Source organism: Vibrio sp. 10N.286.46.A8 (assembly GCF_041470165.1).
GTDB classification, from domain to species: Bacteria; Pseudomonadota; Gammaproteobacteria; order Enterobacterales; family Vibrionaceae; genus Vibrio; species Vibrio tasmaniensis_A.
The window spans coordinates 1-12658 of record NZ_JBFRLX010000060.1 but is presented as its reverse complement, the minus strand read 5'-3'; the positions used below and the strand labels follow the sequence as shown (position 1 = coordinate 12658).

At 44.1% G+C, this 12658-nt stretch carries 13 protein-coding genes; 10 read left to right on the top strand and 3 right to left on the bottom strand.

Going from position 1 to position 12658, the window contains the following annotated elements; genetic code table 11:
- The 9 genes from AB4232_RS07245 to AB4232_RS07205 all read left to right on the top strand — a co-directional run.
- Nucleotides 1-183, top strand: a 183-nt coding sequence (locus tag AB4232_RS07245; RefSeq protein WP_372086761.1) for an iron chelate uptake ABC transporter family permease subunit, incomplete at its 5' end; no start/stop codon positions are given.
- The gene (gene btuD / locus AB4232_RS07240; RefSeq protein WP_371995732.1) at nt 170-928 is read left to right on the top strand and encodes a vitamin B12 ABC transporter ATP-binding protein BtuD; all 759 of its coding nucleotides are present in this window, start codon (nt 170-172) and stop codon (nt 926-928) included. The genes AB4232_RS07245 and btuD, both read left to right, overlap by 14 nt.
- Before the next feature lie 29 nt (nt 929-957).
- Entirely contained in the window at nt 958-1317 is a 360-nt protein-coding gene (locus tag AB4232_RS07235; RefSeq protein WP_009846928.1) for a DUF6559 family protein, read from the top strand.
- 481 nt (nt 1318-1798) lie between these two features.
- Nucleotides 1799-3253 carry a lytic polysaccharide monooxygenase gene (locus tag AB4232_RS07230; protein ID WP_372086763.1) on the top strand — a complete coding sequence of 485 codons (1455 nt, stop codon included), beginning with the start codon at nt 1799-1801 and terminating at the stop codon, nt 3251-3253.
- A 204-nt stretch (nt 3254-3457) separates the two neighbouring features.
- Nucleotides 3458-4876, top strand: a complete 1419-nt coding sequence (locus tag AB4232_RS07225) for a PLP-dependent aminotransferase family protein (RefSeq protein ID WP_372049265.1) — start codon at nt 3458-3460, stop codon at nt 4874-4876.
- Between the two features lie 175 nt (nt 4877-5051).
- The gene (locus tag AB4232_RS07220; RefSeq protein WP_372086759.1) at nt 5052-6638 is read left to right on the top strand and encodes a cytochrome ubiquinol oxidase subunit I; all 1587 of its coding nucleotides are present in this window, start codon (nt 5052-5054) and stop codon (nt 6636-6638) included.
- Nucleotides 6639-6650: 12 nt separating this feature from the next.
- Complete coding sequence (gene cydB / locus AB4232_RS07215; RefSeq protein ID WP_372086757.1) at nt 6651-7787, top strand: cytochrome d ubiquinol oxidase subunit II; 1137 nt, start codon at nt 6651-6653, stop codon at nt 7785-7787.
- Between the two features lie 10 nt (nt 7788-7797).
- Nucleotides 7798-7899, top strand: coding sequence for a cytochrome bd-I oxidase subunit CydX (cydX, locus tag AB4232_RS07210; RefSeq protein ID WP_004734907.1), 102 nt, complete (start codon nt 7798-7800; stop codon nt 7897-7899).
- Between the two features lie 281 nt (nt 7900-8180).
- Nucleotides 8181-8669 (top strand): GNAT family N-acetyltransferase, encoded by a 489-nt coding sequence (locus AB4232_RS07205; RefSeq protein ID WP_372086755.1) that lies wholly within the window; start codon nt 8181-8183, stop codon nt 8667-8669.
- Nucleotides 8670-8805: 136 nt separating this feature from the next.
- Here the strand turns inward: AB4232_RS07205 and AB4232_RS07200 are convergent, their stop codons facing one another.
- Nucleotides 8806-9381 carry a nucleoside triphosphate pyrophosphohydrolase family protein gene (locus AB4232_RS07200; protein ID WP_372086753.1) on the bottom strand — a complete coding sequence of 192 codons (576 nt, stop codon included), beginning with the start codon at nt 9379-9381 and terminating at the stop codon, nt 8806-8808.
- Nucleotides 9382-9568: 187 nt separating this feature from the next.
- Here AB4232_RS07200 and AB4232_RS07195 point away from each other — a divergent pair, with 187 nt between their 5' ends.
- Nucleotides 9569-10639 carry a diguanylate cyclase gene (locus AB4232_RS07195; protein WP_372086751.1) on the top strand — a complete coding sequence of 357 codons (1071 nt, stop codon included), beginning with the start codon at nt 9569-9571 and terminating at the stop codon, nt 10637-10639.
- A 38-nt stretch (nt 10640-10677) separates the two neighbouring features.
- On the opposite strand, the gene AB4232_RS07190 is transcribed toward AB4232_RS07195, so the two are convergent.
- Complete coding sequence (locus AB4232_RS07190; RefSeq protein WP_135381749.1) at nt 10678-11244, bottom strand: DUF1415 domain-containing protein; 567 nt, start codon at nt 11242-11244, stop codon at nt 10678-10680.
- Between the two features lie 85 nt (nt 11245-11329).
- The gene (locus AB4232_RS07185) at nt 11330-12529 is read right to left on the bottom strand and encodes an MFS transporter (RefSeq protein WP_135381748.1); all 1200 of its coding nucleotides are present in this window, start codon (nt 12527-12529) and stop codon (nt 11330-11332) included.
- Nucleotides 12530-12658 lie beyond the last annotated feature (129 nt).

Genomic DNA, 12658 nt, shown 5'->3' with positions numbered 1-12658 from the left:
GGTACCGATAACCGATACCTTCTTCCTTTGTCTGCCGTTGCAGGTGCCGCGTTACTGGTGTTTGCTGATATTTGTGCAAGAACTTTATTAGATTCAGCAGAGCTGCCTTTGGGTGTGATGACCACCAGTATCGGTGCGCCTATCTTCATTTGGATGTTAATTAAAAATCATGATTCAAATTAAGAGCCTGAGCGTCGGCGCTCGTTTATTACCGTTATCATTTGAGCTCAAGCAAGGGCAGGTGACTCATGTCATCGGTCCTAATGGCAGTGGTAAAAGTACCTTACTCGAAGCGATATCTGGCGTTGGTGATGGCTACAAAGGGGATATAAAGCTCGACGGGCAGGATTTGTCTGAACTGTCTCTACAAGATTTATCATTGCATCGTGCTTATCTTTGTCAAAGTGCAAGACCTGCCTTCAACTTGGAAGTGTTTCAATACCTTGCGTTGTCACTGCCAAGTTCATCGCACGGCCTTGATACTGAAATCAACACGGCTTTGGAAGAGATAAGCCAGATGTTGGACATCACAGACAAACTTCATCGTTCAATTCAGACACTGTCTGGCGGTGAATGGCAACGCGTTCGTTTGGCGGGAATGTGCCTGCAAATTTGGCCGACGCTTAATCCTTACGCAAAGCTCCTGATCCTCGACGAACCTGCAGCGCCGTTAGATATTGCTCAAGAAGCGTTGCTGTATAAGCTTATCGAACGAGTGGCTGAGAAGGGCATTGCGGTTATTATGGCTAACCACGACCTGAACCGAACCTTGAGGCATGCCGACCAAGTACTGCTGCTCGAAAAGGGCGTACTACAAGCATCAGGCAGTGCAGAGCAAGTGCTTGTGCCTGAACAGCTAGAATCCGTATTTAATACGCAAGTAAAAAGCATCTCGGTCGACAATCAAACTTACCTATTGTTTGGTTAACTTAGGCTCATCAATACAAGGCAATCTATATGTTTAGATATATTCAACGACGACGAATCAAGAAAGTAATCAAATCACTTTCTGCAAAGTTGGTGAAAGCGTACGGAAGCAGTGACTTTTTCTCTATTGGGCAAGTAGAAACGAGTTCATGTGAACTGAGTAAGCGCCAACAACTGGTTGCCTTAGCATTGTTTGCTGATCCACAAGACCTTGCTGCTGAAATTGCTCCAGCCATTCAACTGCTGCGTAATGATGTGTCTAATGACTTCTTCGGTGGTGAGGAATATAACGCGCGTGATGTACTTAATTTGTTGGGCGGTGGCGGTTGGAAGGGCGGTCGTATGGACGATGATATGTCGAATCGATTTGGCATGAATAGCCGCTATTAGTTTAGCTCGTTCAAATTAACGTTAATGATTTATCGATTTATAAACGTATACGCTCAGTAGCTTAGCGACTTTGCAACAGTCTCAACAAAGTAATAATGATGATCAAAAGCACTAAATATCATTATTTATGCGAGCGTTTCACTCGAATTGATTCAATAAAAAAATACCTTCCTAGCGATCTATTTTCTTAGGGAATGCGTAATTTTTGTCGGTAAAAATCGATAATTCGAAGCGATATCATCTATCTCTAACGCATTTCTTTGAGTTGTGTGACTCCGATTCCTTTCAAAATAAATCCTACTTTTATTGATAGTTATGACGTATATATTTTCCGTGTTCTTTAAGTCAGAAACTATAAACCCTCGAACTGCAATCTTGATTAGTAAATGTCCAATCAAGATTGCAATGGGGTAAAATAATAGAGAGTGGGAAAGTGACAACTATAAATAATAATATTTTAAAAATAGCAGTAAGTGTGGCTATGCTATCGAGTGTGCCGTCGGTGGCAAATGCTCATGGCTGGTCTGAATTTCCAAGTGCACGTCAGAACACGTGTTACGAGCAAGGCGGGGTTTGGTCAGGTACGCCACCAAATGCAGCATGTGCTCAAGCAAAAGAGATTTCTGGGTCATACCCGTTCGTTCAACGCAACGAGTATGCGAAAAATATCAAAGATTTCAACAACATCAATGCAGTGAAAGCGGCGATTCCAGACGGCACTTTGTGTTATGCCAATGATTCGCAAAAGCGTGGTATGGGCGCACCTCATACAGGTTGGACTCGCACCGAGCTAAGCACTGGTACATTTGAATATGTATTCAATGCGACTGCACCACACAACCCGTCATTCTGGGAGTTCTACCTAACCAAACCAAACGCCGACCTGAGCAAAGGCCTAGCGTGGGGTGATTTAGATCTTATCCAAGAAGTTGGGAATGTTCCTGTAAGTGGTGGCAAATACCGTATCAACGTAACGATTCCTTCAGACCGCTCTGGCGACGCAATTCTATATGTACGTTGGCAACGTGACGATGCAGCAGGTGAAGGCTTCTACAACTGTTCAGACATTACTATCGCGGGGGGAACAACTCCTCCACCAGAGCCGGGTCCTGAGCCTGATCTAGTCCGTGGCGACCTGTTTGTTTCTGACCAGTTTGGTACGCCAGAAATTGGTGATACGGTTAAGTACGACATCATCAACAAGTACGGTGAAGTAGCGCGTAGCTTCGACATCGTTATCGACGCTTCAAACGTTAACGATTGGGCTCGCTTGTTGGCTTCAGAGATTAACGGCTGGCACGAAGAGTTTAAAGATGGCGCGATCTTCATTGGTGATTGGCACACTGAAATGCAGCACTACATGTACTTCCAAAACGATCCTTCACGTAACTTCTTCAACTCAAAAGATAGCCGTGCTTCTGGTCAGTTAACGCTGATTGATGGTGGCGACGGTGGTGTTGAACCATTGAAAGGCGACATCTACGAGCTAGTGAAGAGTGACAACGTAGTGAATGCTGGCGACAAAGTTGTGATTGCAACAAGCGAAGCGGCGACATTGACTCAAACTCAAGGCTCTTCAGTAAGCATTCAAAATAACGGCACGGCTTCTATCGTAGTTGATACCACTGGCATCACTGCAAACGAAACTCTATCGTTTATGGCTAGCTCGATTGAAAGCGACAGTGTTGAAACCTTCACTTTTGAAGTAATTGCTGATGACGGTGGCGTAACACCAGACCCAGATCCAACGCCGGATCCAGGTCCGACTCCTGACCCAGACAATGGCACTTGGGACTCTTCAGCGACTTACCTAGGCGGTGAAGTAGTAACGTACTCGAACCAGTCTTGGAAAGCACAGTGGTGGATTCAAGGTGGTACAAACCCTAAAGCGACCTACGAAAATGATCAATGGGGCGTGTGGCGCCCAGCTAACTAGTCAGCTAGTCAAACTAAGTAACTAAATAAATAAGACACCACACTCTATTGATGAGTGTGGTGTCTTTTCTTGTGGGAGAGATAAACAAGTCGACCGTGAAGGTAATTGGGTTTAGGGTAGGGCTTTGTTATACCTGAATGTCCGAGTGCTTCGAATATCCACGGTTTAGTAATCTTTTACACATTAGATAGAAAAGACTTTTTGATGAAAAAATCTCAGATACTCGCCAATACAATCAAGAATCAGATAGAACAAAACATCTGGCTTAGTGGTGAGAAAATTCCATCGATTAGAGACGCGTGTAAACGTTATAAACTCAGTATCGAGACGGTACTTCAGGCGTATCAACAGCTTGAAGACCAAGGCTATGTGCGCTCGAAGCCTAAATCTGGCTATTTCGTGTTACCGCGCAGAAATGTGTTCACCTCAGAACTCGCACAACAAAAAGCCATCAAGCCGTATCCCGTTAAGATCAGCGACCTGCTTTACGATGTACTTCAACGAGCCAAAGACCCTAGTATCATTCCACTCAGCTCGGCATTTCCAGACCCTGCCTTGTTTCCGCATCAAGCGTTGTCGCGCAGTTTAGCCAATGCCAGTCGTCAAATGCCCGATAACAGCATGCTTACTAATCTGCCACCGGGCAGTGAAACATTACGCAGGCAAATCGCTCAGCGCTATCAAACTGGTGGGCTAGATGTATTGCCCGACGATATTGTGATCACGTCAGGGGCAATGGAAGCACTTAACTTATGCCTGCAATCCTGTACCGAGCCGGGTGACTTAGTCGCGATAGAGTACCCTGCGTTTTACGGTGTGTTACAGACTATTGAAAGGCTTAATCTTACCGCTGTTGAGATCCCGACCGACTCTGAAACCGGTATCGATTTAGATGTGTTGGAATCGGTTTTCGCTTCAATGAACATCAAAGCGTGCTGGTTCATGACAGAATCGCAAAACCCAGTGGGTTATTCGATGAGTGATGGAAACAAGCTGCGGTTGGCCGATTTGGTGAATCAACATAAGATCCCGATGATCGAAGACGATGTGTATCGAGAACTTCATGTCGGCAACCAAAGCTCATTGCCTGCTAAAGCCTATGACACCGGCGAGCAAATCATGCTGTGCGGTTCGTTTTCCAAATCATTGTCGCCCGGCTTTCGAATCGGTTGGGTAGTTGCAAGGAAACAAGCGTTAAAGATTCAGAGATTGCAGCACCTTTCGACGCTCTCAAGCAGTATTCCTATCCAACTTGGACTGTCTCATTACCTGACGTTTTATAGTTATGACAACCATCTTAAAAAACTTCGCAAGCTTTTGAATGAAAGGAAGAAGGCGCATATTGCATTGTTAGAATCTAGCTTACCTTCAAGTGCGATGGTGCATAAAAGCCAAGGTGGTTACTTCCTTTGGATAGAGTTGCCTCATTCTGTTTGTGTTGAGAAGCTTTATGAGCAAGCACTTGAACACAACATCTCTGTCGCGCCGGGAATTATATTCAGCAGCGACAAAAAGTTCTCTCATCACATCCGTCTCAACTGCTCGTACGCTTGCGACGACAAAATAGCAGAAGCCATTCGTACACTAGGTAGTTTGATTCAGACCATGGAATCACAAGCTTAAGTCGTTAGTCGATCCTCGACTATGTTTACTTGAAATCTAGCTTGTCACTCGTCGGATAATTCAACCTGTTCTGTTTTTTAACATTCAATCTGTTCTAGTTTGGTTTGTTCAAACTGTGCTGAAATACGCTCCAATTCTTAATATGAAATCCATCATTATGATGTTTGGAGCTTAAATGTTTGATGTAGTTGAATTGTCGCGTTTACAGTTTGCGCTAACCGCTATGTTTCACTTTCTCTTTGTGCCGTTAACTATTGGTATGTCTTGCTTATTGGCGATCATGGAGTCGATCTATGTGCTTACCGGTAAGCAAATCTATCAGGACATGACTCGCTTTTGGGGCAAACTTTTTGGTATTAACTTCGCCTTAGGTGTCACGACCGGATTAACCATGGAGTTCCAGTTCGGCACCAACTGGTCTTATTATTCTCACTATGTCGGTGACATCTTTGGTGCTCCTCTTGCGATCGAAGCCCTTGTTGCATTCTTCCTAGAATCCACCTTTGTTGGACTGTTCTTCTTCGGTTGGGAAAGGCTGTCCAAACGCCAACACCTTGTCGTGACTTGGTTGGTGGCGTTGGGCTCTAGCTTCTCTGCGTTATGGATTCTGGTTGCTAACGGTTGGATGCAAAATCCGATTGGATCGGAGTTTAATTACCAAACCATGCGTATGGAAATGACCAGCTTCGCCGAAGTGGTGCTCAACCCAGTTGCTCAGGTTAAGTTCTTACACACAGTCGCTTCAGCTTATACCTGCGGTGCGATGTTTATCCTTGGCGTGAGTTCATACTACTTGCTGAAAGGTCGAGATATTGCCTTTGCCAAGCGTTCTTTCGCTGTAGCGGCATCTTTTGGTATCGCATCGATTATCTCCGTAATCGTACTTGGCGATGAATCTGGTTATGAACTGGGTGACGTCCAAAGAGTGAAACTTGCGGCGATTGAAGCTGAATGGCACACCGAACCGGCACCTGCGGCGTTTACTTTGTTTGGATTACCAAATCAAGAAGAAGGCAAAACCGACTTTGCTGTGAAAATTCCCTATGTGATGGGGATTATTGCAACGCGATCTTTGGACGAGCAAGTGACAGGGCTTCATGACTTGCGTGACCAACATTTAGTGCGTATTCGAAACGGTATTATTGCTTATGAATTGCTAGAGCGTTTGCGATCTGGCGATACCTCTTATGAGACAGAACAAGCATTCGATCAAACCAAGCACGATCTCGGCTATGGCTTATTACTTAAGCGTTACACCGATACCATAACCGATGCGACTGAACAGCAAATCCAACAAGCGGCAGATGATTCCATTCCAACCGTGTGGCCATTGTTCTGGTCATTCAGAATCATGGTGGGTTGTGGCTTCATTATGTTGTTTGTTTTTGGCGCGGCTTTCTTACAAACCTACCGTAAAAACATTACTCAAAAGCCTTGGTTATTGAAGGTAGCACTTTGGTCAATTCCATTACCTTGGGTGGCAATCGAAGCAGGTTGGTTTGTTGCTGAGTATGGTCGTCAACCATGGGCGGTCGGTGAAATTCTCCCTGTTGCGGTCGCGGCTTCTTCGCAAACCGTTGAAAACTTACTTACGTCTCTCGCGCTAATTATTGGCCTCTATACGGTCTTCATCATTGTTGAAAGTTACTTGATGATTACCGTAGCTAAAAAAGGCCCAAGCAGTTTGAAAACGGGGCGTTATCACTATGAACAAACAACAACATCACTTGAAGCCAAATTGGCACAACAAGTTCAACAATAAGGTGACTGACTCATGTTTGAATATGACACATTGCGTTTAATTTGGTGGGTGCTAATCGGTGTGTTGCTGATTGGTTTTATGATCACCGATGGCTTCGATATGGGAGTAGGAGCGTTGTTACCGTTTATCGGTAAAACCAACTCTGAAAGACGAGTGATGATTAACTCCATTGCACCCCATTGGGACGGCAACCAGGTGTGGTTAATTACCGCAGGTGGCGCTTTGTTTGCGGCTTGGCCGTTAGTGTATGCGACATCGTTTTCAAGCTTATATGTTGCGATGTACTTGGCGCTTATCTCATTGTGGCTGCGTCCTCTTGCACTTGAATACCGAGCCAAGATAGATAACAACCAATGGCGAAAAGTGTGTGATTTAGCGATTTCGTTTTCAGGCTTCTTTCCACCTATCTTGTTTGGTGTCGCGTTTGGCAATTTGATGCAAGGGCTTCCGTTCTCGCTCAATAGCTTGCTTATGGTTGAGTACCACGGATCGTTTGTTGATTTGCTTAATCCGTTTGCTCAGTTGTGTGGCTTCGTTGGATTATTGATGGCGTTGTTGCAAGGCAGTGCATGGCTGATGATGAAAACGACAGATGCGCTATACAACAAGGCAAGATTGGTTGCGCAGGCGAGCGCGATACTTGTGGCTAGTCTTATGGTGCTAGGTGGTTTAGCGATAAACAACATTGATGGTTATTTGATTGTCAGTGAGTTGAACCATAGCGCTGTTTCGAATCCATTAAACAAACAAGCGATAGCAGAAACTGGAGCTTGGTTAGCTAACTTCGAGATTTACCCTTGGATGTGGTTTGCGCCGATTGGCAGTGTGCTGATTCCGCTATTGGCGCTGATTAGCGCGAGGTTAAAATGGGATGCGCTGGCTTTCATCAGCTCAAGCCTTACTAATGCGTGCATTGTTTTAACGGCTGGCTTTTCGATGTTCCCATTCATTATTCCGTCGAGAGTTAACCCAAGCCATAGCTTAACTCTTTGGGATTCGACATCGAGCGAACTGACTTTGAACATTATGACGGGCGTAGCATTCGTGATGGTGCCAATCATCCTGTGTTATACCGCTTTTAGTTATCGCACCATGTTTGGACGACTCGATAATGAGTATGTCGAACGCAACGGCCATTCACTGTATTAAGGAGTTTTTCATGTGGTATTTTGTTTGGATATTAGGCTTATTCCTAGCCTCTGCATTCGCGGTGTTGAATGTAATCAGCCTAGAGAAAAGTGACTCAGAAACTGAGTTCTGATTGACGTTTGATTCATAAAAAGACCAGAAGCATGATGCTCTGGTCTTTTTTATGAGCCTTCCTAAAGCGTAAGGTTTGGTTCTTCCTTCGTGGTACAAGATGGTAAGACTTAAATCGAGTGAGCTGCATTCTTTTAAGTACACCTATATCTCAACTCTATATAAGATTTAATCAAAACAATTCCATCTAACCTATTGTTAAATATTTAGTATTTGATAGTGTGTCTAGGTGCACATTAAGGATGTGTTTCATATTTAGCGATGAAAATAGTAGGAGTTGCGATGAGTATTATAGTGAGACGGTCTGAACCGTCAGATGCAAAGGGAATCAAAGAAGTTTACGAATGCACTAATGCTTATACCGGTACGCTGCAACTCCCAAATCCATCTCTGGAAAGCTGGCAGAAACGAATCTCTAATATGCCCGACAACGTGTACTCGTATGTCGCGATGATCGACGATGAGATTGTCGGTAATTTGGGAATGGAAGTGTGTGTAAACCCGAGAAGGCGTCATGTTGCTTCATTCGGTATGGGTGTTAAAGACGATGTATTAGGCAACGGTGTCGGTAGCCAACTGCTCGCGACCGCAATCGACTTGTGTGATAACTGGATTAACATCAAACGACTGGAGCTAACGGTGTACACCGATAACGAAAGAGCGATCAGTCTCTACAAGAAATTCGGTTTTGTTATTGAAGGAGAGTCGGCTGGGTTCGCTTTCAGAAATGGCGAATATGTGGCGGCTTATCACATGGCACGACTGGTATAGTGTTCTGCTTCTAATACAAGGCTCCAATTACCACAGCTAGGGTTTTCTAATAGATAATAAAACGCCACGTTAAAATAACGTGGCGTTTTCGATTTCAGTCAACTGCGGCTTTAAAGTGCTTCAGTTGTAGCCTTACTTAAGCCGTTAGAGACTCAAGGTTCGCAGGGCGGTAATGTACTGATTTTAGTACTTTACCTTGGCGAACTGTCTTGCCGTCAGATACGAAATCTTCCGCACACTTAGCGATGATGTATTCACCTTTTTGAACCGCCATCAGCTTGATGTTTTGCTCAGCATAGAAAGCTTCAGTTTCTGCATATTCAGTTTCGTTGCGACATACTTTGCTCATGTTGCTTGAGTGTACTTCGTCCCAGCAAGGCAAGAAGTCAATTGAGCGGTTTTTAGAAACATTCAACAGTAGGTCGATCAGGTAGCTGATTGCTAGGTTGTCTTCAACCTTAGCTTGACCAAGGTGAACCAAGCGTCCCATCAAAACGTAAACGCTGTCTACAATAGCGTCCGCTTGTTCGATTTTTGAGTCAGCTTCTGCAAGTTCTGTTAGTTCTTCGATCGCTAGAGAGGTATGTAGCGTATCGCCTTTTTCGTCCATTGTTTCAGGAGCAGCAACAGGCAGATCAAAAGTACTGCGGAACTCTTCAATGTCGCGGTAAAGGTGATCGTAGATTTCTTGGCTTAGTTGAGAAAGGTTCATTTTCCTATCCATTCTGTTTCGTTAATGGGGTATTTTACCAAAGCTGGGAATAGGGTGCTAACGCAAAGTCGACTTTTATTCATTGGTTTAATGAGGTATCTTGCATAAAAACTAATTGATTAATATATAATTTACAGTAGGCCACACGTAATATTGCCAATCAGTTCTCCGTCGTAGGATCACAGTTATGCACCAAGCTAATGAAAGTGAAGTTGTTATACGTCGTTTGTATCAAATCACCAATGATTATCGAAAAGGGTTCGATATTCAGATCGCTCAGCTGCTTATCATGGGGCTTGAACGCTTCAACCTTGATATTGGTATCTTATCTAAAGTCGAGGGTAATACTTACTTAGTTGAACACTCTGTCACACCTGAAGGGGTTGAGCTCAATAGTGGCGATATCTTCGACTATAGTTCGACCTATTGTGAGATTACGTGCAAATCTGTTGGCCCTATTTGTATTGAGCATTGCGGTAAACATGATAAGTATGCGACACATCCTGCCTACCAATCTTTTGGGCTAGAGTCTTATATTGGTATCCCGATTTTCGTCAATGATGAGCTTTATGGCACCTTAAACTTTTCAAGCCCAGCTCCCTATCATCGCGAGTTTAAAGAGTTCGATATCGACGTTATGCGGTTAATGGCCTCATGGATCGAAGTGGAACTGGTTAGAAGACAGCAAGAACGAAAACTCAAAGAGCTGAATGAGAAGTTAGAGTACCAAGCTATGTACGATCCTCTGACCCATTTGCCAAATAGACGTTGCTTGTTCAAAACGTTGAATGCAGAAGTGGAGCAGTTAAAAGGCTCTCTAGGTAAAGGGACACTAGCCGTCGTAGACATCGATTTCTTTAAGGTCGTTAATGACACTTACGGTCACCAAATGGGTGACGTTGTTTTAAAGAAAGTGGCAAACGTTCTGCGCAATAATATTCAAGATGGAGAGTTTGTAGCTCGCTTTGGTGGTGAAGAGTTCATTCTTTGGTATCCAAATAGTACACCAAGTGGTGTTGAAGATAAGTTCATGACTCTTTTACAAGAAATGAAGAAAATCACGCTTGATAGAAAGCCAGTCACTATATCAATCGGTGCGTGTCATTTTGAGTTGAGTACAGGGGATACCAAAGGGGAAAGGATGTCGGCATTAGACTCGCTAATCAAAGTTGCCGATGAATGCCTGTACATTGCTAAACAAAATGGACGAGATCAGTTTATATCTCGCCCATATCATCAAGAACACTCAGACTCGTAAGTTGAAGCTGTCAGCTCTTAAAGCTCAAAGGTTAGTTCTTAACTGAATAGATAAGGGAACAACTTACGACGCTCTTCGGGTGTTAAAGATTCAACTCTCGCGATGTTGGTATCAGGAATCGCTTCAGGGTTGGGGTAGTGCTTCAACACTTTTTCCATACTCGCTTCACGAATCAAATGGTAAACCGGATACGGAGAGCGGTTAGTAAGATTTTCATCGTCTTCTGGATCCGCACCACCAAAGCAATAGTCTGGGTGGAAGGTTGCCACTTGATAAACGCCTTCCCAATCTTCTTGCTTGATCAAGGCCTCAATCCAATCAATGAACATGTTGTAGTCGAAGAAATCTTGCAGCATGTTAGGCACAACCACCAACGTCGTCTCTAATTCTGGGACTGGCGTGTTATCTAATTCTACAAAGTGCGTCATGATGTCTTCTAGTAACGCTTCTTCCGTTTTCGCTTCACTCACAAAGATCTTAATCTGTTTATTACGTTGTGGCTTAGCTGCAAATGGACACAGGTTTAGGCCAATAACGACATCGTCTAACCACTGTTTTACTTGGTCATGGATGGTTTGAAGATCTGAGCTTTGAGTGTTCGACATAACAGGTTCCGAAATGAAATTTTGCGTAGGATATCAGAACGGACGTTAATCAAAAGCAATAATTGAGTTACAACCTCAGTCGTACTTATGCTTGTGCGAGTTTAGAGGCTGACACTTGAAGTTGTTTTAACTGGTAGACCCAAGCAAATATCGCAACATAGAAGATAGAACCACCGGCGATAACACCATTCCAACCGAACAACTGCCAGCAATATAAGAGTAAGAAACCACCCAAGCTCCCGCCTATGTAATAGTGAACTAAGTAAAGTGCCGTTGCTGTCGCTTTCGCGCTCGGTGCTTTTTGACTTACCCAAGAATAGGCTAGGGTATGGGCGAAGAAAGCTCCGCCACTGATCAATAACAACCCAGCTAACATGAATGGGACTTTGTCGACGGCAGAAACCAACATACCAATTAAGCTGATACACACGCCGATCAATATACCGTTTAACGGGTCAAAACGAAGTGTCCATTTATTGGAAAGTTTAGAGGTTATCGTACCGGCTAAGTAACATAGGAATATCAGCGAAGCTAAACCAACGGGTACCGAGTGAGGTGCAGATACAAGCCTGAAGCCCATTACTGAGTACAAGTTAACGAACAGAGCAAAGTTAGCGCCACCAATCAACATCGCGAGCCACAAGGTACGGTTTCTTAAGTGCATCACAACCGAGCGGTTATGATGAAAGAACAACCCTTTCTGAGGTTTGAAGTTTTGTTGGTCAGGCAGACTATACGCAATATAGAGTGCGCCAAGCAAAGAGCCGACAACGAAAAACAGAACTGTTGCATGCCAGTCGAAATAGTCCGTAATCAAGCCACCCAATACACGACCGAAGATGCCACCTAATGAGTTAGCCGCAATATACCCACCAATCGCGATGGCGAATGCCTTAGGTGACAACTCTTCAACCATATAGGCAACAGCCACACCTGCAAATGCAGCGACTGCAATTCCCATGAATGCTCGAGCAATAACAAGCTGTAGTAGAGTAGTCGTGAACACCATGCTCAGTCCAATCAAAGGAATAGCGAACAGACTGAACAGAATGATGGGCTTTCGGCCAAAGGTTTCAGATGCGATTGCCCAAGGCACCAAACTGATGGAAAGCCCAAGTGTTGTCGCGGCAAACAGCCAGTTGATCTGAGTTTCCGATACTTGGAAGTGCTCGGCCATGTGCGGCAAGATTGGCTGAAAGAGATAAAGGTTACAGAAAATGATAAACGATCCAATCGCCAATGATTGGGTGATACGTTTGTATTGAGGGCTGCCTTTATCAAACATTTACGTTGTGCCTGCGCGAGTTAGTAAGCTATTTGTGAACAAGTTATCAGCACAATGGTGATTAAAGAAATATATTAAAAATATCACCTCTATATAATTAATATATCGACATGCTTGAATCAAAACCAC